Raw genomic sequence first — 24458 nt, forward strand, 5'->3', positions numbered from 1 at the left:
GCATGAGGCTCGGAATCATCGCGATGCACGGGTAGGGGCAAGGTCGCCGGCCCTCGGTCAATCGGCGACCAAAATGGGAGGAAACAATGAAGCCAATCTTGCGACAAAGTGTGCCGCTGACCATGCTGATTGCTGCGACGGCCATCTCGATCGCTTCCTCGGCCCGCGCCGAAGTCCCCGCAACCTGCGTCAAGGGTGTTGACCTCGCGACGCTCGGGCCGAAATCGATCGTCGGCCAGGGACCGCATGGCGAGAAGGCCGCCTCACCCGAAGTGCTCGCGCTGTCGGACGCCGATGCTGCCAAGATCAAGGAGAAGCATTTCAAGGTCGGCATCTCCATGCAGACTGTCAACCTGGACTGGTCGCAGCTCCAGATTCAGGGCATCACCGACACGCTGAAGAAATACGGCGTGACGGTGACGGGCGTCGCCTCCGCCGAATATCAGGTCGACAAGCAGATCGCCGATATCGAGAATACGATCCAGCAGCATCCGGACGGCATCATCTCGATCCCGGTCGACTTCACCGCGACCGCGCCGACCTACAAGAAGATCGCCAAGGCCGGCATCAAGCTGGTGTTGATGGACAGCATCCCGACCGGCCTGAAACATCCCGAGGAATATGCCGCGATGGTCTCGGCAGACAGCCAGGGCAACGGGCTGATCGCAGCCCAGATCCTTGCGTCCTGCGTTGCGCAGGGCGGCACCATCGGCCTGGTCAATTTCGGTGTCGACTATTTCAGCACCAACGAGCGCACCAAGGGCGTGCGCGAGTGGATGAAGGCGAACCGGCCGGACATCAAGCTGAAGCAGGTCGATTTCACCGACCCGCCGAAGGTCTCGCAGATCGCCGGCGACTTCCTTACCGGCAACCCTGATATCAAGGGCCTGTTCGCGGTCTGGGATCAGCCGGCGCTGGATACGCTGAGTTCGATGCGCGCTCAGAGCATCAACATCCCGGTCACGACCGTTGACCTCGGCCTGCAATCGGCGATCGAGATCGCCAAGGGCGGTCCGTTGAAGGCGACCGGCTCGCAGCGTCCCTATGATCAGGGCGTCGCCGAGGCACTGGCGATGATGAATGCGCTGCTCGGCAAGGAAACGCCCGGCTGGATCGGCGTGCAGTCGCTGCCGGTGACGCAGTCGAACGTGCTGGAGTCCTACAAGACGGTGTTCAAGAAGGAGCCGCCGCCCGAACTGATGGATGCCTGCAACAAGGCCAAGCCTGCCTGCAACTGAGCCTTGACCCGCGATGCGCGGTTTTGCGAGGCCACGCATCGCCGACCAGCCTGATCCGGGCGAGCCAGCCCCCGTTCGGATCAGGTTGCGCTCGTCACATACTCGACAGGAAGGCTGCGGAAGTGCTTGCGCATGTCTGACGGCACCGAGCCGCCGACGATGATCCGCGAAAACGCGCTGACGTCCGAGAAGAAGGCGGGCTTGAGACTGCCGAGCTTGCTGGCATCGACGACCAGAATGCTTTCCATCGCGGTGGCGATCGCAGCCTGCTTGATCGCGACCTCGTGAAAATTGGAGCAGCTCGAGCCGCGGGTCCAGTGCAGGCCTCCGGCGGAGATGAAGGCCTTGTTGATCCCGAGCCGCCGCAGATAGGACAGCCCGTCGTCGGACGAGAACGACTGCGATGACGGATGATAGAGCCCGCCCATCAGCATCACCTGCGTGGCCGGTCGCCGCGTGACGATCGTCGCCACATTCATCGAATAGCAGATCACCGAGAGCGGCAGATCCTCGGGCAGGCAGTCCGCCAGCGACTGCATCGTGGTGCCGCAGTCGATGAAGATCGTGTCGCCTTCCTTGATCGATGCCGCCGCCGACCGGCAGGCGAGCAGCTTGTCCTGGGTGTGCTGATCGATCTCCTGCTCGAACGTGTACTTGATGCCGGTCGGAGACGCCGCGTTCACGACGTAGCCGCCGAGCAGGGCGAGCGCAGCCTCCGGTCCGGCGAGGTCGCGCCGCACCGTCATCTCGGACACCTTGAGCAGCTCCGCGGCATCCTTCAGGTGCAGCGCGCCGCTGCTTTCGACAGCGCGGCGCAGCCGCTGCAGGCGCTGAACGCGTGTCTCGCTGGGTCGTGCGTTCGGTGTTTCAGCCATTTTGCTCACCGAGCTTGCTTATCCGGTTGACAATGATCTTACAATGATGTGAGTTTAGCAACGACAATATGTTACAATAATAACATCGAGGGCTGGCGGCCAATCCGCGGTCTGACGATGTCATGCATCGGCGGGCTGCGGCTCCGGCGGGCAAGGTCTGGGAGGATCCCATGTTGCAATGGACACATTCAGTCTATCTGCCGATCTGCTCGATTCGCTAGAACCGCGGGCGTTGCGATGGTGCAGAGCGTGCTCATGCCAAACCCTTCCGCGGTGCCGGTGCAGCCCCGTGCGCAGGGCGATGGCGATCTCTATCCGGTCGCGCGCAACAGCGGCCGACCGCTCGAGATGGATTGGGTCGACGACATCAGGATCAATCTGTCCGCCGCCGAGCGGCGCGTGGCGAGCTTGCCGGGCCGGCGTACTGTCAAGAAGGACGCGCAGGCCGCCTGGCTGCTCAAGGCGATCACCTGCATCGATCTGACGACGCTCAATGGCGACGACACCGCGGAGCGGGTGAAGCGACTCTGTGCCAAGGCGAAGGCGCCGGTCCGCAGCGACCTGCTCGAGGCGCTCGGCTTTGCCGGGCGCGATCTGCACACTGGCGCGATCTGCGTCTATCACCGTTTCGTCGCCACGGCGGTCGAGGCGCTCGACGGATCCCGTATCCCTGTCGCCGCGGTGTCGACCGGATTTCCGGCTGGCCTTGTGCCGCACGACATTAAGCTCAAGGAAATCGAGGCGTCGGTCCGCGACGGCGCGCAGGAGATCGACATCGTCATCACCCGCGAGCATGTGCTGACCGGCGATTGGCGTGCGCTTTATACGGAGGTCAGGGATTTTCGCGCGGCTTGCGGCGAGGCGCATCTGAAGACGATCCTGGCCACCGGCGACCTCAAGACATTGCGCAACGTCGCCAAGGCTTCGATGGTTTGCATGATGGCCGGCGCGGACTTCATCAAGACCTCCACCGGCAAGGAAGGCGTCAATGCAACGCTGCCCGTGACGCTCGCAATGCTGCGGATGATCCGCCTTTACCAGGAGCGCACCGGCTACAGGATCGGCTTCAAGCCGGCCGGGGGAATTTCGACCGCCAAGGACGTGCTCAACTATCAATTCCTGATGAAGGAGGAATTGGGCCGCGACTGGCTCGAGCCGGATCTTTTCCGCATCGGCGCCTCCAGCCTGCTCGCCGACATCGAGCGCCAGCTCGAGCATCACGTCACCGGCCGCTACTCGGCCTTCAACCGTCATCCCGTGGGCTGAGCATGAGCGTCGCACAATACTACGAGACCATGGACTATGGTCCCGCGCCCGAGGCCGACGGCGAGGCGCGCGCCTGGCTGAAGCGGCACGACGCGACTTTCGGACATTGCATCGGCGGCAAGTTTGTCGCGCCGCAATCCGGCAAGCACCTCACGACGATCGAGCCGGCCACCGGCAAGACATTGGCGAAGATCGCGCAGGGCGTTTCCGCCGATGTCGAGGCTGCGGTCGGCGCCGCGCGGTCAGCGCAACCACTTTGGGCCAAGCTCGGCGGCCACGGCCGCGCCCGCCATCTCTATGCACTGGCGCGCATGCTGCAGCGTCACGCGCGGTTGTTCGCGGTGCTGGAGGCGATCGACAATGGCAAGCCGATCCGGGAAACCCGCGATCTCGACCTGCCGCTCGCCGCGCGCCATTTCTTGTATCACGCCGGCTGGGCCCAGCTGCAGGAGCGCGAGTTCGCCGATCAGGTGCCGATCGGCGTGATCGGACAAATCATTCCCTGGAATTTCCCGCTGCTGATGCTGGCGTGGAAGATCGCGCCTGCGCTGGCCGCAGGCAATACGGTGGTGCTCAAGCCCGCGGAATTTACTTCGCTCACGGCACTTTTGTTCGCCGAGCTTGCGGCGGAGGCCGGTCTGCCGCCGGGCGTGCTGAACGTCGTGACCGGTGATGGCGCGACGGGTGCGTTGCTTGTCGAGAATCCGGGCGTCGACAAGATCGCATTCACAGGATCGACCGAGGTCGGCCGGCTGATCCGCCAGTCGACCGCGGGCACCGGGAAGTCGCTGACGCTCGAGCTCGGCGGCAAATCGCCCTTCATCGTCTTCGATGACGCCGACATCGACGGCGCCGTCGAGGGCGTGGTCGATGCGATCTGGTTCAACCAGGGGCAGGTCTGCTGCGCCGGTTCGCGGCTCTTGCTGCAGGAAGGTATCGCGGAGACGTTTCGCCGGCGGCTGATCCGGCGCATGGAGACGCTTCGCGTCGGGCCGCCGCTCGACAAGGCGATCGACATGGGGGCGGTGGTCGCGCCTGTGCAGCTTGAGCGGATCAAGTCGCTGGTCGAGACCGGGGTGAAGGAGGGCGCCGAGAAATATCAGGCGCCGGGCGCGCTGCCGGCGGAGGGCTGCTTCTATCCGCCGACCCTGCTCTGGAATGTGCATCCGGCTTCGACGGTGGCGATCGAGGAGATTTTTGGGCCGGTGCTGGTGGCGATGACATTCCGCACGCCCGACGAGGCGGTGATGCTCGCCAACAACACGCGCTATGGGCTTGCCGCAAGCATATGGAGCGAGACGATCGGGCTGGCGCTGGATATCGCGCCGAAGCTTTTGGCCGGCGTCGTCTGGATCAACGCGACCAATTTGTTCGATGCCAGCGTCGGCTTTGGCGGTTACCGCGAGTCCGGCTTCGGCCGCGAGGGCGGCCGCGAGGGCATGTACGAGTATCTGAAGCCGAAGGCGTGGAGCGGGCGCAAGGCGCGCGTGGAGGCGTTGCCGCCACCGGCGCCTGTCGCTGATGATGGCGGGTATGGCGTGCCGGCGATCGATCGCACGGCAAAACTGTTTGTCGGCGGCAAGCAGGTTCGTCCCGACGGCAATTATTCGCGCGCGGTGCTTTCGCCGAAGGGGCGGCATCTCGGCGAGGCCGGCGAGGGCAACCGCAAGGACATCCGCAATGCCGTGGCCGCGGCGCGCTCCGCCGAAGCCTGGGCGCGGGCGACGGCGCATAATCGCGCCCAAATCCTTTATTACCTTGCCGAGAATCTGTCCGCGCGCAGTGACGAATTCGCCAGGCGTATCACCGACATGACGGGCATAACGGCCGCCAAGGCGCGTGCCGAGGTCAACACGAGCATCGAGCGGCTGTTCAGCTATGGGGCCTGGGCCGACAAATTCGAAGGAACTGTCCACGCGCCGCCATTGCGCGGCGTGGCGCTCGCGATGCATGAGCCGATCGGAGTCGTCGGTGCGGCCTGCCCGGACGAGGCGCCGCTGCTCGGTTTCGTCAGTCTGGTGGCGCCGTTGATAGCAATGGGCAATCGCGTCGTCGTCGTGCCGAGCGAGCGGCATCCGCTCGCCGCGACCGATTTCTACCAGGTCCTGGAGACATCGGATGTGCCGGCGGGCGTCGTCAATATCGTCACGGGCGATCGCGACGGTTTGGTGAAGGTCCTCGCCGAGCACGATGATGTCGACGCGCTCTGGGCGTTCGGATCGCAGGAGGCGTCGGCGGCGGCGGAACGGCTGTCGATCGGCAATCTCAAGCGCACGCTCGTCGATCACGGTCTGTTGCTCGATTGGTACGACAGGGCTGCATGTGAAGGCACGATCCTGCTGCGCCACGCCGTGCAGGTGAAGAACATCTGGATCCCCTATGGTGACTAGGGGCGACGCGTCACCGTAGCGAACAGGGGATCCGAACCGCCAGAGTTCGGACGATTTCGAGGATCAAGGAGGGAAGGCAACATGCTGAAGGGCATCGATCCATTGCTCAATGCCGATGTGCTCTATGCGCTGCGCGCCATGGGGCATGGTGACCGTCTGGTCGTTTGCGATACCAACTTTCCAGCCGATTCCATCGCGCGCCAGACGGTGTTCGGCCGGCTGCTGCGTATCGACAATGTCAGCACCGCGAGGGCGATCGAGGCCATTCTCTCCGTCATGCCGCTCGATACCTTCGTCGACGATGCGGCCATCCGGATGGAGATCGTCGGCCAGCCGCAGGAGGTGCCGCCTGTGCAGCGCGAGGTGCAGGCCGCGATCGATCGCGCGGAAGGGCGATCCTGGCCGCTGGTCGGCGTCGAGCGCCACGCCTTCTATGAGAAAGCCAAGTCCGCCTATTGCGTGATCGCAACCGGCGAGCGCCGCTTCTACGGCTGCTTCCTGTTCAGCAAGGGCGTGGTCGCCCCGGACGGAGAATGATTCCCATGAGCAGGAATGGCGTCGCCGTCCTCGGCGTGTTCGTCGTTGATCTCGCGTTCCGTGCGGGCAATATGCCCGCGATCGGCGAGACGATCGCCGGGTCAGGATTTGCGATGGGACCCGGCGGCAAGGGCTCCAATCAGGCGGTCGCGGCCGCGCGTGCGGGCGCTGCCGTGACCTTTATCTCCAGGATCGGCAGCGACGCCTTCGGCGAACTTGCGATCAAGACCTGGGAGGCCGAGGGAATCCGGCCGCGTGTGGCCAGGACGGCGGAAGCGCCGACCGGCGCGGCGTTCATTTATGTCCACGAGACGCGCGGCGATAACGCGATCATCGTGGTGCCGGGTGCTGCGGGCGGTATCAGTCCAGCCGATATCGACGCGGTGGCGGGTGCCATTCGCGACAGCCGCGTGTTCGTGACGCAACTCGAGCAGCCGGTCGACGCGGCGTTCAGGGGGCTTGAAATTGCGCGCGCGGCCGGCAGCATCACGGTGTTCAATCCGGCACCGGCGATCAAGTTCGACAGCAGCCTGTTTGCGCTGTGCGACTATGTCGTCCCCAACGAGACTGAGGCCGAAGCGTTGACCGGGATCGCGGTGGGCGATCTCGACGGCGCTCGCCGCGCCGGCGACGCGCTGCTGGCCAAGGGGGCGGGGACCGCGCTGATCACGCTCGGCGAGCGCGGCGCCCTGTTCCATGCGCGGGACCGCTCGTTGCACGTGCCGCCCTTCGCGGCCGGCAAGGTGGTTGAGACCACCGGCGCGGGCGACGCCTTCGTCGGCGGCTTCGCGGCGGCGCTCGCGGATGGCGTCGATCCGCTGGAGGCTGCGCGCTTCGGTTCGGCCACGGCGGGAATCTCGGTGACGCGACCGGGGACGGCGCCGGCGATGCCGCGGCGTGCGGAGATCGAAGCGCTGCTGAAGGGCTGATCCTCCGATGATGCGGAATGATCCGATCAAGCACGTCTTCATCTGGCCAGCGGTGCTCGTCGTGCTGGCGATCTCGATCTTTCCGCTGATCTATTCGCTGACCACCAGCTTCCTCAGCTACCGCCTGATTCCGCCGATCCCGCCGCGGGTGGTCTGGCTGGGCAATTATGCCGCGCTGCTGCAGGAGCCGCGGTTCTGGAATGCGATCTTCACCACGACGCTGATCGCCTTCATCGCCGTGGGCCTGCAATATGCGATCGGATTTGGGGTGGCGCTCGCGCTCAATGCGCGCGTGCCGGGCGAACGGCTGTTTCGCGTCGCGTTGCTGCTGCCGATGCTGCTCGCGCCGGTCGCGGTTGCGCTGGTCGCGCGCATGATCTTCAACCCGACCATGGGACCGCTCAATCAGCTCTTGGGCAAGTTCGGCCTGGTCAATTTGCCGTTCCTCACCAATGGACACTGGGCGCTCGCCTGCATCATCGCGGTCGAGGTCTGGCAGTGGACGCCCTTTATCATCCTGATGATGCTGGCCGGCCTGCAGACGCTGCCCGAGGACGTTTACGAGGCCGCCGAGCTCGAGAACGCCAGCGCCTGGCAGCAGTTTTGGGGCATCACCTTTCCGATGCTGCTGCCGATCTCGGCCGCGGTGGTCTTCATTCGCCTGATCGAGAGCTACAAGATCATGGACACCGTGTTCGTGATGACGGGCGGCGGGCCTGGAGTCGATACCGAGACCCTGACCCTGTTCGCCTATCAGGAGGGCTTCAAGAAGTTCAATCTCGGCTACACGTCGGCGCTCAGCTTCCTGTTCTTGATCGCCATCACGATCATCGGCGTCACCTATCTGGCGCTGCTCCGGCCGCATCTGGAGAAGCGCCGATGAGCGGGCAGGGCTTGACCGGATTGTCGCCTTGGAGCCGCCGGCTGGTCGCCGCGGGTGTTCTCGTCTGGTGCCTGATCACGGTGTTTCCGCTCTATTGGGTGGTCGTGACCGCGTTCAAGACGCCGCCCGGCGTGGTCGGCGGCCCGACCTATCTGCCGTTCATCGACTTCACGCCGACCCTGCAGCCCTTCATCGACCTCTATCAGGGCATCCGCGGCGAGTTCTTCCGGACCTTCCTGAACTCGACCATCGTGGGCCTGTCGGCAGCCGCGATCGCCACCGCGATCGGCGCGATGGCCGCCTATGCGCTGGTGCGGTTCGAATTCAGGGTCCGGCTCGGTGCGGGCCTTGCCTTCTTCCTGCTCGCACTCGGCGGTTACCTCGTCTTCAATAATAATTTTGGATTCACCCGACCGCAGGCGCTGCTGCTCGCGTTCCCGATCGCGCTGGCCGTTGCGATCATTGCCAACCGCCTGCCGCTGCCCGGGCCGATCCTCGGTAACGAGGACATTCTGTTCTGGTTCGTCAGCCAGCGCATGTTCCCGCCGATCGTCACGGCCTTTGCACTCTATCTGCTCTACAGCGAGATCGGCCGGCTCGGCTTCCAGCTGATCGACAGCTATATCGGCCTGACGCTGTGTTACGTCGCCTTCTCGCTTCCGATCGTGGTCTGGCTGATGCGCGACTTCTTCGAGGCGATCCCGATCGAGGTCGAGGAAGCCGCGATGGTCGACAACGTGCCGAGCTGGCGCATCTTCGTCGGCATCGTGGTGCCGATGTCGATGAACGGGTTGCTCGCCACGTTCATGATCACGCTGGCCTTTGTCTGGAACGAGTTCCTGTTTGCGCTGTTCCTGACCAATTCGCGATGGCAGACGCTTCCGATCCTGGTGGCGGGGCAGAACAGCCAGCGCGGCGACGAATGGTGGGCGATCTCGGCGGCGGCGCTCGTCGCCATCGTTCCGATGATGATCATGGCAGGTTTGCTCAGCCGGATGATGCGGTCGGGCCTGCTGCTCGGAGCTATCAAGTAAGAAAACCTAGGGAGGACAAAATAATGTTGCGACGAACGTTCCTGATGCTTGCCACTTCGCTGGCGACAGTTTGCGGCGTGGGCGAGGCGAGCGCTGCCTGCAGCCCGGACTATACCGGCGTCACCCTGACGGTGGCGTCGCAGACCGGCCCCTATATCGCGTCCGCGCTCAAGCTCGGCGCCGACGAATGGGCGAAGAAGACTTGCGGCAAGGTCAACGTCGTCGAGTTTCCATGGTCGGAGCTCTATCCGAAGATCGCGACCTCGCTCACGGCATCGGACGCGACATTCGATCTCGTCAGCTTCGCGCCGGCCTGGCTGCCGGATTTCGTGCCCTATCTCAGCGAGATGCCGAAAGAGATGCAGTCCGGCAAGGACTGGGATGACATCGAGCCGGCCTACCGCGAGCGCCTGATGGTGTGGGAAGGCAAGATCTATTCGCAGTCGATGGACGGCGACGTCCACACCTACACCTACCGCACCGATCTGTTCAGCGATCCCAAGGAGAAGGAGGCGTTCAAGGCCAAATACGGCTATGACCTCGCGCCGCCAAAGACCTGGAAACAGTATCTCGACATCGCCGAGTTCTTCCAGCGCCCGGACAAGGGATTGTGGGGAACGGCGGAGGCATTCCGCCGCGGTGGCCAGCAGTTCTGGTTCTTCTTCAGCCATGCTGCGGCCTACACCAACAATCCGAACTATCCGGGCGCGATGTTCTTCGATCCCGAGACGATGGATGCGCAGATCAACAATCCGGGCTGGGTGAAGGGACTGGAGGAGTATATCCGGGCCTCCAAACTCGGTCCGCCCAACGCGCTGAACTTCTCGTTCGGCGAGGTGAACGCGGCGGTGGCCGGCGGTCAGGTGGCCGAGTCGATCGGCTGGGGCGACACCGGCGTCATCGCCGCCGATCCCAAGCAATCGAAGATCTCCGGCAAGGTCGGCTCGGCGATGCTGCCCGGTTCGGACGAGATCTGGAACGCCAAGACCAAGACCTGGGACAAGTTCCCGAGTGTTGTGCCGGGCCCGTTCATGGCATTCGGCGGCTGGCAGGTCGCGGTGCCGAAGGCCGGCAAGAACCAGCAGGCGGCCTGGGACTTCGTCAAGACGCTGACCAGTCCGGATGTGTCCGGCCAGGCGGCGATCACCGGCGGCAGCGGCGTCAATCCGTATCGCAAGTCGCACACCGCCAATCTGCAGCTCTGGAGCAAGATCTTCTCGCCTGAGGAGGCCAAGGAATATCTCGGCGCGCAGTCTGACTCCATCAACGCCAAGAATGTCGCGCTCGACATGCGTCTGCCCGGCTACTTCTCCTACACCGAGGTCGTGGAGATCGAGCTCGGCAAGGCGCTGGCGGGCCAGACCACGCCGAAGGCCGCGCTCGACGCGATCGCGAAGGAGTGGAATCGGCTGACCGACGAGTTCGGCCGTGCCAAGCAGCTCGCCGCCTATCGCGCGGCGATGGGCCTGCCGCCCAAGAACTAGCATGCCATTGAGATGGCCCCGGATGACGCGCGATCGTCATCTGGGGCTTCAATGATCTTCGGAGACGGAAACAGGACTTTATGGCGCACGTCGAGATCGAGAACGTCAGCAAGGCATACGGGCCCTACAAGATCATCGAAGGGCTTGATCTCAACGTGGCCGACAAGGAGTTTGTCGTGCTTGTCGGCCCATCCGGCTGCGGCAAGACGACAACTTTGCGCATGATCGCGGGACTTGAGACCGTCACCAGCGGCACCATCCGCATCGGAAACCGCGACGTCACCCAGTTGCGCCCGGGGTTGCGCAATTGCGCCATGGTGTTTCAGAACTACGCGCTCTATCCGCATATGACCGTCGGCGAGAACATTGCCTATGGCATGAAGGTGCGGGGCGAACCACGCGCCGGCATCGAGAAGGCGGTCAAGGATGTGGCGCGGGTACTCGACCTCGAACAGTATCTCGACCGGCGTCCCAAGCAGCTCTCGGGCGGCCAACGCCAGCGCGTGGCGATCGGCCGCGCCATCGTGCGCAGCCCCGATGTCTTTCTGTTCGACGAGCCGCTGTCGAATCTCGATGCCAAACTTCGGATCGAGATGCGGACCGAGATCAAGGCGCTGCATCGCCGGCTCGCCAAGACCATCGTCTATGTGACCCATGACCAGGTCGAAGCCATGACCATGGCCGATCGTGTCGTCGTGATGAACCGCGGCCGGATCGAGCAGGCGGCCGACCCGATCACGCTGTACGAGAAGCCGAGCAATCTCTTTGTGGCGGGCTTTATCGGCGCACCCAGCATGAATTTCATTCATGGCGAGATCGTCGCGCGCGACGGTGCGCTGCTCTTCACCGAGCCGTCGGGAACAGCGCTGAGATTGCCGAAATCACGCGAGGCTGCCTATGCGGGGAGCATCGAGAAGCCGGTCGTGCTTGGCGTGCGGCCGGACCACGTCCTTCCGCAGGGCGCTCCGGCCGGCAGCACAATCCGTATGATCGTGAAGGATGTGGAGCCGTTGGGGCCGCACACGCTGGTGATTGGCGCCGTCAGCGACTTTCCATTCACTGCGCAGGTGCAGGTCGGTACCACCGCGGAGCCGGATCGGCCCTTCGACGTAGGAATCGATCTCGATCGCGTGCATCTGTTCGACAAATCGTCGGGAAAGATCATTCCGACGTAAGGCGGACATGGCGCTTCGAAGATTGAGCGCCTTAAATCGTTCGGTCCTGGTCGGATCAGCGATCGGCAGTCAGTTGTTGGCGATATCGCTCGGCATCCCAATTCAGCAACGCATGCTCACTCTCTGCCGCTAGATAGTTGAGGCGTGCAGTCAGGGGGAGGCGACAGGTGACCAGTGCAAGACAGGTCAGCATGGCTTCCGCGCCGTCGCTGGCGTCCTCGCGGATGAGGCTGCCGACGTCCGGGACGAGAAGGGCAACCGGTGGCGCCAGCCCGTCCGCAATGGTCCGTGCGATCATGGCGCTCAGGTTCTCGCGATGTTCCAGGACCGGTAGTCCCGGGCCAAGGAAGACGACGTGATCAGGATAGAGCGAGCCGCTGGTTGCGATCGCGCGGCTGTAGCGGTCGGTGGCAATGTCGTGGCAGCGCGGATCCCGCGGCAGGCGATAGCCGGCGCCTGCGCAGATCGTTCGGAGCGCGTCGTGATCCGCGGTTGGCGCGCTGCGCGGCTCCAGCATGAGGCGCTCCTCGACGTCGGCCACCATGGCCGCCGCCGCGTCGCAGGTGGCTGCGCCAACCACCAGGCCGTGATTGCCGAGGACCAGGACGTCGACCGCATCCCGTGCAATCGCCTCGCTGACCGCGCGTGCGAGCGGCAGTCCCGGGTGGTGATAGTCGAGGTAACGCCAAGCCAATCCGTCCAATCGCCAGGCAAATTCGTCGCGGGCATCGGTTCGCACCGCCCATGCGATGGTGTTGACCGAATGGACATGCAGCACGACCTGGTGCGGCATCAGGGCATGGAGCGAGGTCTCGATCGAAGCGCGCAGCGTCGTCCCGGCGTTCGGAGCGAGCGGCACCCGTTCGTCGCCTTGCGCAAGCGCGGCGCGCGCAGCCGACAATGCGACCGGTACGAAAATGTCCTTGTCCTCGGCATCGGCGAGCCAAGTGCCCGACGCCTTCACCCACAGCACGTCGCCATCCTTGACCGACGAATTGCCGCCGGCACCCTGAACCAGCAGGATATTGGCGCCGACGCTAGCCGACATCTGGCGCAATTCGTTCAGTATTTGAGGCTGTCGCATCGGGGGTGTTCTCACCAGATCAGATGGTCCATCGTCCAGTGCGGCATCCGTGCCGCCGTGCCGGCTGCGATCCTGATCGCTTGCGGCAGATTGCTTGCCTGCGCCAGCGTCGCCCGGTGGGCGCCGGAGCCGATCAACAGGGTCAGCATGCCGGCGGCACGTCCACCGGCGATGTCGTGATCGAGCGAGTCGCCGATAACGAGGATCCGGTCCGGCGGCGGATGTCCCAATTGGTCGCGCGCGGCAGCAAACATCGGTGGATACGGTTTGCCCACGAACAGCACGGTACCGCCGAGTGATTGATAGAATGCGGCAAGCGCGCCAGGTGCCGGGATCAGCCCGGCGGCGCCGAACATCACGAGGTCAGGATTGGCGCACAGCATCGACAGTCGCCGCGCGGCGGCCGCCGTCAGCAGCGCACGCCAGCGCTCGGGCTCGGCCGTATCATCGTCGAGCCCGCCGAGCAGGATGAAATCAGCCTCGTACACGGTCGAAGCCATCGCGAGAGCGGTGCCGTCGACGATCGAGCGGTCTCCGTCGCGCGAGATCAGGAAGCATGCGCGTCCGAGCCCTGCAAAGGGAGGCTGCTCGCGTGCATGCAGGCCGCGCCAGGTGACCTCGCCCGAGGACAACACGCCGTCATAGGCTTCCGGCGGCAGGCCGAGCGCCGCGAGCCGTCGCTGATTGCTGCTGGCGCGTTTGCCGGAATTGGAGAGGATCAGGATGCGCTTGCCGGCCTCACGCAGCCTTGCCACGCAATCCAGCGCAGCAGGGAACACCGCCAGCCCCTCGTGCAGCGTGCCCCATTGGTCGAGCAGCACGTGATCGAAGCGGTCGACGATGGCGTGAAGGCCGGCGATCGCGGTCGCATCGGCCTTCATGGCGGACCGCCATTCAGCGCCAGCAGCGCGGCGCCGAAGCTTGCTTCGGTCTGCTCGGCGACCGAGACAGGAACGCCGAGAATGCGGTGTCTGATCCTGGTCCATGCGTCGTTCTTCGCGCCGCCGCCGATCCCGATGACGCGGCGCAGGCGCGGTGCGCCGAGCCGCGCCAGCTGCCGATAGGCGAGGGCTTCCACCGAGGCAATGCCCTCGAGCAGGCCCTGAAAGAAGCGATGATCTTCCGCCGGGCGCGGCGTGATCCGTGCGGCCAGCGCGGGATCGGCGATCGGAAAGCGTTCGCCGGGCTTGGGAAGCGGATAGTAGTCGAGCCCGGTCGGCTCGTTGGGCGTCACCTGCGGTGTCAGCCGCTCCATCTCGTCGGCGGTGAAATGCGCCAGAAGCGCGGCGCCGCCGGAGTTCGAGGCGCCGCCGGCGAGCCAGCGCTCCCCGAGCCGGTGCGAATAGACGCCCTGGTCGGCCGCGAAGATCGGCTGGGTCGCAAGTTGCTTCACCACCAGCGTGGTGCCGAGCGAGGTGACGGCATCGCCCGGCTGGTCGGCCCGCGTCGCGATGAAGGCCGCAACGCCATCGGTGGTGCCCGCCGCGACCTGTGCTGTGGGGGGCAGCCCCAGCGACCGCGCGATCTGCGGATCCATCTCGGCGAATGGCGTGCCCGGCACCAGCACCTCGGGAAGCAGATCGTCGCGCGCACCGAGCTGGTCAAGCCAGGGTGGCCAGGCGCGCGCGACCGGGTCGTAACCGAGCTTCAGCGCGTTGTTCTCGTCGCTGATGCCATGACAGCTGGTGAGCCGGCCCGCGATCCAGTCCGCCTGGTGCACGGCGTGGCGCGCATCGCCGATATAGCCGTGGGTCAGCAGATAGAGCAGCTTGGCGAGTGCGCTGCTCGCGCCATGCGCGCCGCTTTCGAGCGGTGCGATTGCCGCAACGCGCATCGCCTCGCGTGTGGCGCGCGCGTCATTGTACATCAGCCCCGGCGAGCAGGGGCGGCCGGCCGCATCGACCAGCAATAGCGTGCCCGATGTGCCGTCCACGACGATGCGCGTGATGTCGCCGAGACTGACGGTCTCGCCAAGCTTGCGGATTGCGGCCACCGCGGCCTGCCACCAGAGCTCCGGTGTCTGGTCGATCGCGTTGCCGTCGACGCGCGGTGCGGGCAGTGCGACCGAAGCAAAGCCGCGGATGCCGGCCTCGGTGTCGATTGCACAGGCGCGGACGCCTCCGGTTCCGACATCAATGCCGAGATACAAACCTCCCATCCGACTTCACCGCTGTTTGGTGCGCGCGCTTCAACATTGGTTGCGCTGCAGCACGTTTGGGGGATTGACGCCCCGTCCGGCCTCTGCAATTTTTTGCAGGACGTGAAGAAATTTGCAAGCGGACTTTTCAGGACATGGCTGCATCGCCCGACAGGCTGCCGGTGACCGACGGCGAGGCGTCACTCGCGACGCGTGCAGCGTGGCTGTATTTCGCGGCCGGGCTCACGCAGTCGGAGGTCGCTGACCGCCTCAACATCCAGAGCACCAAGGCGCACCGCCTGATCGCGCGCGCCAGCCGCGAGGGCATGATTCGCGTTTTCGTCGAGGGGCCGGTCGCCGAATGCGTCGCGCTGGAGAACGATCTCACGCAGCGCTTTGGTCTTTCCTTCTGCCGCGTCGCGCCCGATCTTGGTGAGGGCGATCTGCCCCTGAAGGCGCTGGCGCTGGAAGGTGCGAGCTTCCTGCGCCAGATCCTCGAGCGCGGCGACGACAAGGTGATCGGCGTCGGCCATGGCCGCACGCTCGCCGCCGTGGTCGAGCAGATGCCGCAAACGCAGGCGCGCGACGCGCAATTCGTGTCGCTGCTCGGCGGGCTGACGCGAAAATTTGCCGCCAATCCGTTCGACGTGATTCACAAGCTCGCCGAGCGCACCGGCGCGGAAGCCTATTTGTTGCCGGTGCCGGTGTTCGCCAATTCGGTCGCCGACCGCGCCGTGCTGATGCAGCAATTCGGCATCGCCGACGTGTTCGCACTGGCGCGCAAGGCCTCGCTGCTGTTCGTCGGCATCGGCCAGATCAGCCGCGACGGCTTTCTGGTGTCGAGCGGCATGATCAAGCCCGACGAGTTGGTCGAGCTGAAGCGTGTCGGCGCCTGCGCCGATCTGCTCGGACATTTCTTCAGCGCCGACGGAACCGTGCTGGACACCGATCTCTCGGCCCGCGCCACCTCCATGAGCATGCCCGATCTCAGGAAGCACCGGATCGTCGCCATCGGCGGCGGGCCGGCCAAGGTGACCGCGCTGCGCGGGGTGCTGCGCAGCGGCGTTCTGCACGGCCTTATCATCGACGAAGCGACTGCAAAGGCACTCGCAACAGACAAGCCGGAGACCACATCCGGCAAGACAAGAAGCAAGACCCGGAAGGACACATAACAAGCGTCAACAAGGAGAGGAAATACATGTTCGATCGCGAGAAGAATCTGTTCGACTCCTACGCTGCCAAACGCATCAGCCGCCGCGATCTCCTCGACGGCGCCGCCAAGCTCGGCATCGCGGGCATCGCTGCAAACGCCACCTTCGCCTCCTCGATGTCGAAGGCAATGGCCGCGGACTTCAACTGGAAGGCCCAGAGCGGCAAGAGCGTCAAGCTGCTGCTGAACAAGCACCCTTACGTCGACGCAATGATCGGCGACATTGAGGCGTTCAAGTCGCTGACCGGCATGAATGTCACCTACGACATCTTCCCGGAGGACGTCTATTTCGACAAGGTGACGGCGGCACTGTCGTCGAAGTCGGACCAGTACGATGCCTTCATGACCGGCGCCTACATGACCTGGACCTACGGTCCGGCGGGCTGGATCGAGGACCTCAACACCTACATCAAGGATCCCGCCAAGACCAACCCGGCCTTCGCTTGGGACGACGTCCTGCCCGGCCTGCGTGCCTCAACCGCATGGGACGGCGTCGCCGGCTCCGAACTCGGCTCGGGCAAGGCCAAGCAGTGGTGCATCCCCTGGGGCTATGAGCTCAACAACATCACCTACAACCGCAACATCTTCGACAAGGTCGGGGTCAAGCCGCCGAAGAACCTCGACGAGATGCTGGAGGTCGCGGCCAAGATCACCAAGGACGCCGGCGGGCCCTACGGCATCGGTGTGCGCGGCTCGCGTTCCTGGGCGAGCATCCATCCCGGCTTCCTGTCGGCCTATTCGAACTTCGGCCAGAAGGATTTTGTGATGGAGGGCGGCAAGCTGAAGGCCGCGATGAACACCAAGGCCTCGAAGGATTTCCACGAGAAATGGGTCAAGATGATCCAGACCTCGGGACCGAAGAACTGGTCGACCTACACCTGGTACCAGGTCGGCACTGACGTCGGCGCCGGCGCCTCCGGCATGATCTTCGATGCCGATATCCTCGGCTACTTCATGAATGGCGGCGACAACAAGGAGAAGGGGCATCTCGGCTACGCGCCGTTTGCCGCCAATCCGGCCGCCAAGGCGCCAACCCCGAACGTTTGGATCTGGTCGCTCGCGATGTCGACCTTCTCCAAGCAGAAGGACGCGGCGTGGCTGTTCATGCAGTGGGCCGCCTCCGTCGAGCACGACCTGTTCGGTGCGCGCAAGATGGATTTCGTCAATCCGGTCCGCGCATCGGTGTGGAAGGACAGTGAGTTCCGCGATCGCATCGCGAAATCCTATCCCGGCTACCTCGAGCAGCACGACGTCTCCGCGCCCGGCGCCAAGATCTACTTCACTGCGCAGCCGCTGTTCTTCGACCTGACGACCGAGTGGGCCGCCTCGCTGCAGAAGATGGTGGCGAAGGAGGTCAGCGTCGACGAGGGGCTGGACAAGCTCGCCGACAGCATCAACCGCCAGCTTAAGCAGGCCGGTCTCGGCTGACACATCAACTGCGTGGTGCCTGATCCTCCTCCGCACCACGCCCTTCCGCCGGCTCGGAGACTAGCCCCATTCCGAGCCGGCGGCGTTGCCAGCCGAACGCGATCTCGTATCATCATGAGCATGGTCCAACTTCTTCAAACGAACGCGCCGACGGCGCCGGCCAAGCCACGGCCGCGCGGCCGCCTGCTGCCATACCTGCTGAGCCTGCCGGCGCTGCTGATCTGCGTGGCGATCCTGGTTCCGTTCGTGACCGCGGCGATCTATTCGCTGCAGCGCTACCGGCTGAACCTGCCTTATCTGCGCGGTTTCATCGGCCTGGACAACTATATCGACTTTCTCTCCGACCCCGCGTTCTGGAACACGTTTCGCGTCTCGATCACCTACACCGCGTTGACGGTCGTGCTCGAGCTGCTGCTGGGCCTTGGCATTGCGCTGCTGCTGCGCCGGCCGACCCGCTTCCACAATGCGGTTTCGATCATGCTGCTGCTGCCGCTGATGACGGCGCCAGCGATCGCCGCGCTGATGTGGAAGCTGATGACCAATCCGAGCTTCGGCATCCTGTCCTATCTGGTCAGCCTGTTCGGCGTCACCGATTTCAAGTGGGCCTCCGATCCGTCGACGGCGCTGTTCACGGTCGTGCTGGTCGACATCTGGGTCTACACTCCCTTCATCATGATCCTGCTGCTGGCGGGGCTGCGCTCGCTGCCGCGGCAGCCGTTCGAGGCCGCCGCGCTCGACGGCGTGCCGGCGAGTTTTGTCTTCTTCCGCATCACGCTGCCGATGCTTGCGCCCTACATCATCACGGCGTCGCTGTTCCGCCTGCTCGACTCGATCCAGCAGTTCGACATCATCTATGCGATGACGCAGGGCGGCCCCGGCGACCGGCTGATGGTGTTCCAGGTGCAGGCCTATCTGGAATTTTTCCAGTACACCAATGTCGGCAGGTCAGCGGCGTTGTTGATGATCCTGTGGCTCATCACCAATATCCTTTCGAACATCTTCATCAAGAACTGGCTGCGGTTGCGCGCGCGTGCGCACGGCCACGCGTGACGGGGAGGGGCACGATGGAACATTCCAGCCTTGCCGGTCGCGTCTTCCGCGGCGTGGCGCTCACGCTGATCCTGATCTTCTTCATGTTTCCGATCGTCTGGATCTTCCTGATGTCGTTCCAGAGCAACGATCAGATCTTGCGGATTCCGCCGCGGATCCTGTTCGAGCCGACGCTTGCGAACTACGAGGCGCTGATCTCCGGCCAGCTGCGCACCGTGGCCGGCAATCTGCAAATCTCGTTCATGCGCAATCTTTTCAACAGCGTCGTGCTGTCGAGCGCGGCGGTGCTGCTGGCGCTGCTGCTCGGCGTGCCGGCAGCCTATGCCTTTGCGCGCTTCAAGTTCCGCCTCGGCGAGACCATCGCCTTCACGCTGCTGTCGTTCCGCTTCGCGCCGCCGCTGCTCGTGCTGCTGCCGCTGTCGCTGTACTACCAGGAGCTCGGCCTCAACGACACCTATATCGGTATCGTCTGGGTCTATCAGTTGATCGCGCTGCCTTTGATCCTGTGGATCGTGCGCGGCTATTTCGAGGATATCAGTCCTGATATCGAGCATGCCTACCGGCTGGCCGGGCATTCCTGGAGCGAGGCCTTCATCAAGATCGCGGTGCCGCTGGCGGGACCCGGAATTGCCGCGGCGGGGCTATTGTCGTTCATCTTCTGCTGGAACAATTTCGTCTTCGCCCTGATCCTGGCTTCCGCCGACAAGCAGCCGGTGACGGTCGGCGCGCTCGCCTTCGTCACCGCTTCCGGAATCCAGTATGGCCAGATCGCGTCGGCGATCGTGCTATCGGTGACGCCGACCCTGTTGCTGGCGCTCTATGCGCAGCGCTATCTGGTCGAAGGTCTCTCGCTCGGCGCGGTGAAAGGCTGACCTGATGGCGCGTCTCGAGATCAATTCGGTGAGCAAGGCTTTCGGTGCGGCACGGCCCGCCGACGGACTGTCGTTGGCGGTCGAGCCCGGCGAGATCGTTGCGGTGTTCGGACCGTCCGGCAGCGGCAAGACGGTGCTGTTGCGCATGATCGCGGGCATGTTCGAGCCTGACGACGGCGACATTCTGGTCGGCGGCCGCTCGATCGTCGGTGCTCCGCCCGAGCGGCGCGGTATCGGCATGGCGTTCCAGAACTTTGCCCTGTTCCCGCACATGACCGCCCGCGACAATATCGCAAGCGGGCTGCGCGCCAGGGCCGGCGGCAGCGATGTCGCGGGCCGTGTTGCCGCGATCAGCAAGCTGCTCAAGATCGAGCACGTGCTCGGCCACACGCCACGCGAATTGTCGAACGGACAGAAGCAGAGGACGGCGCTGGCGCGGGCGCTGATCGGCAATCCGGATGTGCTGCTGCTGGATGATCCCCTGCGCAACGTCGACGCCAAACTGCGCTACGAGATGCGGCTCGAGCTGCCGAACCTGCTGCGGCGCGGAACCGCCGCGGTGCTCTACGTGACCCAGGACTACCGCGAGGCGATGGCGATCGCCGACCGCATCGCGGTGCTGGTCGACGGCCGGCTCGCGCAGGTCGCGACGCCTGCCGATATCTATGCCCAGCCCGCGTCAGTTGCGGTGGCGCGGCTGTTCGGCGACCCGACCATCAACCTCGCCGAGGTTTCACCGATCGCGGAGCACGGCATGCTATCGGCCGCGGTCGCTGGCGCCAGGATGCGGCTCGGTGCTGCCGATGGCGTGGCACCCACCGGTCCGTGCTGGCTTGGCGTGCGGCCGGAGGATCTCGCGGTCTCGTCCGTGTCCACGGACGACGCCATTCCGGCGCGCATTCTCGCGATCACGCCGATGCACGAGAAGGCGGTGCTGCTGCTGCGTCTCGCTGACGGAACCGAATGGCTGGCGGCGCTGCCGCCGGATGCGTCGAAAGGTGCGGCCGACGATACCGTCTTCGTCCGCTTCGCGCCCGATGCCGCGATGCTGTTCGATCGCGCGACCGGGCTCCGGATCGGGCCGTCGCCGCGGCTCAAGGCGGCATAGGAGCAGATGGCCATGGACATGCTCGAGCTTCAAGGCATCGACAAGGTCTACCGTAGCCGCGGCAAGCCTCCGGTGCACGCGGTGCGGGCACTCGACATGGCGGTCGAGAAGGGCGAGATCGTCGCGCTGCTGGGATCGTCGGGCTGCGGCAAGACCTCGACACTGCGCATGATCGCGGGGTTCGAGGACGTCTCGGCCGGATCGATCGCGCTCGGCGGGCGGCGGATCCACGAGCTGCCGCCGGCGCGGCGCAAGGTGGCGATGGCCTTCGAGGGCTATTCGCTCTATCCGCCGCTCACAGTCCGCGAGAACATCGCGTTCGCGCTGAAATCCGCTCAACTGCCGCGCGGCGAGATGGCGCGTCGCGTCGACGAGATTGCCCGCCTAGTCGAAATCGAGGACATCCTCGACAGCTATCCGCGCGCGATCTCCGGCGGCCAGCAGCAGCGCGTGTCGCTGGCGCGTGCGTTGGTGCGCGACGCCGATCTCTATCTGCTCGATGAGCCGATGGGGCAGCTCGAACCGCAGCTGCGCGCGGTGCTGCGCGGCCGGATCAAGAGCCTGCTTGCCGAGCGTGGCATGACCGCGATCTTCGTCACCCACGACCAGACCGAAGCGAGTGCGCTGGCCGACCGTATCGCGGTGATGGAGGGCGGCGTGCTGCAGCAGTTCGCCAGCGAGAGGGAGCTGAAGGGCCGGCCCGCCAATTTGTTCGTTGCGAGCTTCATCGGCGAGCCGCCGATGAATCTGCTCGACGCCGAGGTAACGCGCTCGGATGGCGGCTTTCGCCTGTCGGTCGGAACAGACATGGGTTTCGAAATCAGCGGTGCCGGGCTCGACAGTGAGGCGGCGAAGGCGCTCACCAGCACGCGAGAGGTCCGGATCGGCATTCGTCCGCAGAAGATCGTGGTCGGGACCGGCGACGTCAGGGTCAAGGTCGTCTCCAACCAGTGGCTCGGCGATCAGTCGCATGTCGCAGGCGATTGCGGTGGTCGCATGCTGATCGCGGTCACCCCCGGCCGCGTCGCCGCGCGGCCGGGCGACATTGTCTCCTTCGCGCTGGAGCCGCGTCACCTGCACATCTTTGGAAGCGACGGAACCTGCATTCGCCATGCGGAGGGGTCCTGACGATGACAGTTTCGGCAAGCCGCGATGTCATCATTGGCATTGATGCCGGCACCTCGCTGATCAAGGCGGTGGCGTTCACACTGGCCGGCGAGCAGCTTGCTGATGTTTCGCGGCCGAATGTGTACAGCAGTCCGGCCGGCGGCCATGTCGTGCAGGACATGGCGCGGACCTGGAGCGACACGGTTGTGGTCATTCGCGCTCTCGCGAACGCCTTGCCGGACTTGTCGGCGCGGATCGCGGCAGTCGCGGTGACCGGGCAGGGCGACGGCACCTGGCTGATCGATGACGATGGCCGGCCGGTTGCGCCGGCGCTGCTGTGGCTGGACTCTCGCGCCGGGCGGCTGGTCGAGGAGATCCGCGGCAGCGAGCGCAACGCGCCGCTGTACCGGCGTACGGGCTCTGGGCTCATTGCCTGCCAGCAGGGGCCGCAACTGGCGTGGCTTCAGGCGCACGTGCCCGACACGATTGCGAGGGCGACCACTGCCTTCCATTGCAAGGACTGGCTCTATTTCCTGCTCACCGGCGAGCGCGCAACCGATCCATCGGAAGCCACCTTCTCCTGCGGCGATTACCGCAAGCGCGGCTTTGATGCGGAGACGGCGCGGTTGATCGGTATCGCCGACCTGACCCGCCTGTTCCCGCAAGTCGTTGACGGTGCGGTCGCAACGCATCCGCTCACCGCGGCGGCCGCGATCGAGACCGGCCTGCCGGAAGGCGTGCCGGTCTGCCTTGGCTATGTCGACGTGATCTGCAACGCGCTCGGTGCCGGGCTCTACGATCCGTCACCGGATGTCGGCTGCACCATCATCGGTTCGACCGGCATGCATATGCGGCTGGTCCGGAGCGCAGACGCGGTGACGCTGAACCGGGAGGCAACTGGCTACACCATGCCGTTCCCGGTGCCCGGTCACTATGCCCAGATGCAGTCGAACATGGCGGCGACGCTGAACATCGACTGGATGCTCGATCTCGCATGCGACATGCTGGCGGCGGAAGGCGTGACGCGCACGCGCGCCGACCTGATCGGACGGCTCGACGATCAGGTGCTGCAGGCCAAGCCCGGCGAGGTGCTGTTCCATCCGTTCATCTCCGATGCCGGCGAGCGTGGTCCGTTCGTCTCGCATGAGGCCAGCGCGCAATTCTTCGGCCTGCGCTCGCGCCACCGCTATGGAGATTTAATGCGTGGCGTGATGGAAGGTTTGGCCTTCGCCGCACGGGATTGCTACGCCGCGATGGGCGCGTTGCCGCGCGATGTCAGGATCACCGGTGGCGCGGCGAAGAGCCGCGCGCTTGGCGTGATCCTCGGCGCCGCACTGGACTGCGACGTCCGCGTCTGCAGCCGCGGCGAGGCCGGCGCCGCAGGTGCGGCGATGACCGCCGCCGTCGCGATCGATGCCTATCCCGACATGCGCGCCTGCGCCCAGCAGTGGGTTGCGCCGCATCTCAGTCCCCCGCAATCGCCCGACGCTGCGCTGGCGAAGCGCTACGCCAGCATCTTCCCGACTTATCTCGATGCGAGGCTGGCGTCGCGACCGGTCTGGAAGCAACTCGCCGCGCTGCGCGCCGGAGGCGATCATGTCTAAGCCCATCGCCATTGTCGGCGACCGATTCATGCTGCCCTCGGTGTTCGCCGATCACATCCGGACGGCCTGCGGCAATGGCGTCGATATCCGTACCCTGGAGCAGCCCTGGCCGGATGAGCCGATGGAGCACGGTTATGCCGGTTCGAAGCTCGATGGCCTGAAGGAGTTCATGGGACAGCCGGACGAGATCATGGCCTTTGTCGGCGATGCCGAGCTGCTCGTCACCCACCTCGCGCCGATCTCACGCGCGATGCTGGAACGGCTGCCGAAGCTGAAGTTTATCGCGGTGTCGCGGGGTGGGCCGGTGAACATCGACATGCAGGCGGCGCGAGACCACAATGTGCTGGTGGTCAATACGCCCGGCCGCAATGCGAGCGCAGTGGCGGAGTTCACCATCGGCGCCATTCTCGCCGAGACGCGCCTGATCCGCAGCGGCCACGAGGCGCTGCGGGGCGGAGAATGGCGCGGCGATCTCTATCGCGCCGACCGCACCGGGCGCGAGCTCGGCGAGATGACGGTCGGCATTGTCGGTTATGGCGCGATCGGTAGCCGCGTCGTGAAGCTGCTGAAAGCCTTCGGCTGCAAGATTCTGGTCGCCGATCCCTATGTCCAGCTCAGCGCCCAGGACCGCAACGACGGCGTCGAGCATGTCGCGCTCGGCGAATTGCTCGGCCGCGCCGATATCATCACGTTGCACGCGCGGGTTACGCCGGAGACCACCCGCTTTATCGGGCGCGACGCGCTGGCGCGGATCAAACAGGGCGCGTTCCTGATCAACACCGCGCGCGGTCCGCTGGTCGATTACGAGGCGCTGCACGATGCGCTGGCATCGGGACATCTCGGCGGCGCCATGCTCGACACCTTTGCGGTCGAGCCGGTCCCGGCGGACTGGCCGTTGCTGCAGCTTCCCAACGTCACGCTGACGCCGCATATCGCCGGAGCCTCCGTGCGTACCGTCACCGTGGCCGCCGAGCAGGCGGCCGAAGAGGTTCGCCGCTTCCTGGCCGGCGAACCGCCACTCCATCCGTGCTGAAGAGGAAAGGCAGT

Annotated in this window: 21 protein-coding genes; 17 read left to right on the top strand and 4 right to left on the bottom strand. The window is 65.0% G+C overall.

Translation table 11 applies throughout. The features are described 5' to 3' along the window. Positions 1-86: 86 nt before the first annotated feature. Entirely contained in the window at positions 87-1238 is a 1152-nt protein-coding gene (locus tag WDM24_RS15510; protein WP_338699239.1) for a substrate-binding domain-containing protein, read from the top strand. Between the two features lie 80 nt (positions 1239-1318). On the opposite strand, the gene WDM24_RS15515 is transcribed toward WDM24_RS15510, so the two are convergent. Beyond that, positions 1319-2113, bottom strand: coding sequence for a DeoR/GlpR family DNA-binding transcription regulator (locus tag WDM24_RS15515; protein WP_338699241.1), 795 nt, complete (start codon positions 2111-2113; stop codon positions 1319-1321). A 348-nt stretch (positions 2114-2461) separates the two neighbouring features. On the opposite strand from WDM24_RS15515, the gene deoC reads away from it, so the two are divergent. From deoC to WDM24_RS15555, 8 genes are all read left to right on the top strand, one after another. Then, positions 2462-3379: a deoxyribose-phosphate aldolase gene (gene deoC, locus WDM24_RS15520; protein ID WP_338701234.1), complete on the top strand. Its 918-nt coding sequence runs from the start codon at positions 2462-2464 to the stop codon at positions 3377-3379. A 2-nt stretch (positions 3380-3381) separates the two neighbouring features. After that, positions 3382-5769, top strand: a complete 2388-nt coding sequence (locus WDM24_RS15525) for an aldehyde dehydrogenase family protein (protein ID WP_338699243.1) — start codon at positions 3382-3384, stop codon at positions 5767-5769. 81 nt (positions 5770-5850) lie between these two features. Further along, positions 5851-6306, top strand: coding sequence for an RbsD/FucU family protein (locus WDM24_RS15530; RefSeq protein WP_338831776.1), 456 nt, complete (start codon positions 5851-5853; stop codon positions 6304-6306). A gap of 5 nt (positions 6307-6311) precedes the next feature. After that, complete coding sequence (rbsK, locus tag WDM24_RS15535) at positions 6312-7235, top strand: ribokinase (protein WP_338699247.1); 924 nt, start codon at positions 6312-6314, stop codon at positions 7233-7235. 7 nt (positions 7236-7242) lie between these two features. Next, positions 7243-8118 carry a sugar ABC transporter permease gene (locus tag WDM24_RS15540; RefSeq protein WP_338699249.1) on the top strand — a complete coding sequence of 292 codons (876 nt, stop codon included), beginning with the start codon at positions 7243-7245 and terminating at the stop codon, positions 8116-8118. Continuing rightward, positions 8115-9152, top strand: a complete 1038-nt coding sequence (locus WDM24_RS15545) for a carbohydrate ABC transporter permease (protein WP_338699251.1) — start codon at positions 8115-8117, stop codon at positions 9150-9152. The genes WDM24_RS15540 and WDM24_RS15545 overlap by 4 nt, the downstream gene beginning before the upstream one ends. 23 nt (positions 9153-9175) lie before the next feature. Beyond that, positions 9176-10636, top strand: coding sequence for an extracellular solute-binding protein (locus WDM24_RS15550; RefSeq protein WP_166294530.1), 1461 nt, complete (start codon positions 9176-9178; stop codon positions 10634-10636). Between the two features lie 80 nt (positions 10637-10716). After that, a complete protein-coding gene (locus tag WDM24_RS15555) occupies positions 10717-11811 on the top strand; it encodes a sn-glycerol-3-phosphate ABC transporter ATP-binding protein UgpC (protein ID WP_338699253.1) in 1095 nt (364 codons plus the stop codon). A gap of 55 nt (positions 11812-11866) precedes the next feature. Here the strand turns inward: WDM24_RS15555 and WDM24_RS15560 are convergent, their stop codons facing one another. The 3 genes from WDM24_RS15560 to WDM24_RS15570 are packed head-to-tail and all read right to left on the bottom strand — an operon-like array spanning position 11867 to position 15053. Continuing rightward, a complete protein-coding gene (locus WDM24_RS15560) occupies positions 11867-12895 on the bottom strand; it encodes a class II aldolase/adducin family protein (protein ID WP_338699255.1) in 1029 nt (342 codons plus the stop codon). Between the two features lie 11 nt (positions 12896-12906). After that, positions 12907-13776, bottom strand: coding sequence for a TIGR01459 family HAD-type hydrolase (locus WDM24_RS15565; protein WP_338699257.1), 870 nt, complete (start codon positions 13774-13776; stop codon positions 12907-12909). After that, positions 13773-15053 carry an FGGY-family carbohydrate kinase gene (locus WDM24_RS15570; RefSeq protein ID WP_338699259.1) on the bottom strand — a complete coding sequence of 427 codons (1281 nt, stop codon included), beginning with the start codon at positions 15051-15053 and terminating at the stop codon, positions 13773-13775. The genes WDM24_RS15565 and WDM24_RS15570 overlap by 4 nt, the downstream gene beginning before the upstream one ends. Before the next feature lie 134 nt (positions 15054-15187). Between WDM24_RS15570 and WDM24_RS15575 the strand changes: the two genes are divergently transcribed. The 8 genes from WDM24_RS15575 to WDM24_RS15610 all read left to right on the top strand — a co-directional run bounded on the left by WDM24_RS15575 (position 15188) and on the right by WDM24_RS15610 (position 24444). Further along, complete coding sequence (locus WDM24_RS15575; protein ID WP_338699261.1) at positions 15188-16204, top strand: sugar-binding transcriptional regulator; 1017 nt, start codon at positions 15188-15190, stop codon at positions 16202-16204. Between the two features lie 26 nt (positions 16205-16230). Continuing rightward, positions 16231-17670 (top strand): extracellular solute-binding protein, encoded by a 1440-nt coding sequence (locus WDM24_RS15580; protein WP_338831778.1) that lies wholly within the window; start codon positions 16231-16233, stop codon positions 17668-17670. Between the two features lie 120 nt (positions 17671-17790). Further along, the gene (locus WDM24_RS15585) at positions 17791-18720 is read left to right on the top strand and encodes a sugar ABC transporter permease (RefSeq protein ID WP_338701237.1); all 930 of its coding nucleotides are present in this window, start codon (positions 17791-17793) and stop codon (positions 18718-18720) included. A 14-nt stretch (positions 18721-18734) separates the two neighbouring features. Further along, the gene (locus WDM24_RS15590) at positions 18735-19592 is read left to right on the top strand and encodes a carbohydrate ABC transporter permease (protein ID WP_166294546.1); all 858 of its coding nucleotides are present in this window, start codon (positions 18735-18737) and stop codon (positions 19590-19592) included. A 4-nt stretch (positions 19593-19596) separates the two neighbouring features. Next, complete coding sequence (locus tag WDM24_RS15595; RefSeq protein WP_338699266.1) at positions 19597-20700, top strand: ABC transporter ATP-binding protein; 1104 nt, start codon at positions 19597-19599, stop codon at positions 20698-20700. A gap of 12 nt (positions 20701-20712) precedes the next feature. Next, positions 20713-21828, top strand: coding sequence for an ABC transporter ATP-binding protein (locus WDM24_RS15600; RefSeq protein WP_414645724.1), 1116 nt, complete (start codon positions 20713-20715; stop codon positions 21826-21828). Between the two features lie 2 nt (positions 21829-21830). Then, positions 21831-23411, top strand: coding sequence for an FGGY-family carbohydrate kinase (locus WDM24_RS15605; RefSeq protein WP_338699268.1), 1581 nt, complete (start codon positions 21831-21833; stop codon positions 23409-23411). After that, a complete protein-coding gene (locus WDM24_RS15610; protein WP_338699270.1) occupies positions 23404-24444 on the top strand; it encodes a 2-hydroxyacid dehydrogenase in 1041 nt (346 codons plus the stop codon). Before WDM24_RS15605 ends, WDM24_RS15610 begins: the two co-directional genes overlap by 8 nt. Positions 24445-24458 lie beyond the last annotated feature (14 nt).

It is taken from the genome of Bradyrhizobium sp. 27S5 (assembly GCF_037217225.1).
GTDB classification, from domain to species: Bacteria; Pseudomonadota; Alphaproteobacteria; order Rhizobiales; family Xanthobacteraceae; genus Bradyrhizobium; species Bradyrhizobium septentrionale.

Coding starts and splice junctions, on each gene's coding strand:
- WDM24_RS15510 (WP_338699239.1), top strand. CDS start 87: ATGAAGCCAATCTTGCGACAAAGTGTGCCGCTGACCATGCTGATTGCT.
- WDM24_RS15515 (WP_338699241.1), bottom strand. CDS start 2,113: ATGGCTGAAACACCGAACGCACGACCCAGCGAGACACGCGTTCAGCGC.
- deoC (WP_338701234.1), top strand. CDS start 2,462: ATGGATTGGGTCGACGACATCAGGATCAATCTGTCCGCCGCCGAGCGG.
- WDM24_RS15525 (WP_338699243.1), top strand. CDS start 3,382: ATGAGCGTCGCACAATACTACGAGACCATGGACTATGGTCCCGCGCCC.
- WDM24_RS15530 (WP_338831776.1), top strand. CDS start 5,851: ATGCTGAAGGGCATCGATCCATTGCTCAATGCCGATGTGCTCTATGCG.
- rbsK (WP_338699247.1), top strand. CDS start 6,312: ATGAGCAGGAATGGCGTCGCCGTCCTCGGCGTGTTCGTCGTTGATCTC.
- WDM24_RS15540 (WP_338699249.1), top strand. CDS start 7,243: ATGATGCGGAATGATCCGATCAAGCACGTCTTCATCTGGCCAGCGGTG.
- WDM24_RS15545 (WP_338699251.1), top strand. CDS start 8,115: ATGAGCGGGCAGGGCTTGACCGGATTGTCGCCTTGGAGCCGCCGGCTG.
- WDM24_RS15550 (WP_166294530.1), top strand. CDS start 9,176: ATGTTGCGACGAACGTTCCTGATGCTTGCCACTTCGCTGGCGACAGTT.
- WDM24_RS15555 (WP_338699253.1), top strand. CDS start 10,717: ATGGCGCACGTCGAGATCGAGAACGTCAGCAAGGCATACGGGCCCTAC.
- WDM24_RS15560 (WP_338699255.1), bottom strand. CDS start 12,895: ATGCGACAGCCTCAAATACTGAACGAATTGCGCCAGATGTCGGCTAGC.
- WDM24_RS15565 (WP_338699257.1), bottom strand. CDS start 13,776: ATGAAGGCCGATGCGACCGCGATCGCCGGCCTTCACGCCATCGTCGAC.
- WDM24_RS15570 (WP_338699259.1), bottom strand. CDS start 15,053: ATGGGAGGTTTGTATCTCGGCATTGATGTCGGAACCGGAGGCGTCCGC.
- WDM24_RS15575 (WP_338699261.1), top strand. CDS start 15,188: ATGGCTGCATCGCCCGACAGGCTGCCGGTGACCGACGGCGAGGCGTCA.
- WDM24_RS15580 (WP_338831778.1), top strand. CDS start 16,231: ATGTTCGATCGCGAGAAGAATCTGTTCGACTCCTACGCTGCCAAACGC.
- WDM24_RS15585 (WP_338701237.1), top strand. CDS start 17,791: ATGGTCCAACTTCTTCAAACGAACGCGCCGACGGCGCCGGCCAAGCCA.
- WDM24_RS15590 (WP_166294546.1), top strand. CDS start 18,735: ATGGAACATTCCAGCCTTGCCGGTCGCGTCTTCCGCGGCGTGGCGCTC.
- WDM24_RS15595 (WP_338699266.1), top strand. CDS start 19,597: ATGGCGCGTCTCGAGATCAATTCGGTGAGCAAGGCTTTCGGTGCGGCA.
- WDM24_RS15600 (WP_414645724.1), top strand. CDS start 20,713: ATGGACATGCTCGAGCTTCAAGGCATCGACAAGGTCTACCGTAGCCGC.
- WDM24_RS15605 (WP_338699268.1), top strand. CDS start 21,831: ATGACAGTTTCGGCAAGCCGCGATGTCATCATTGGCATTGATGCCGGC.
- WDM24_RS15610 (WP_338699270.1), top strand. CDS start 23,404: ATGTCTAAGCCCATCGCCATTGTCGGCGACCGATTCATGCTGCCCTCG.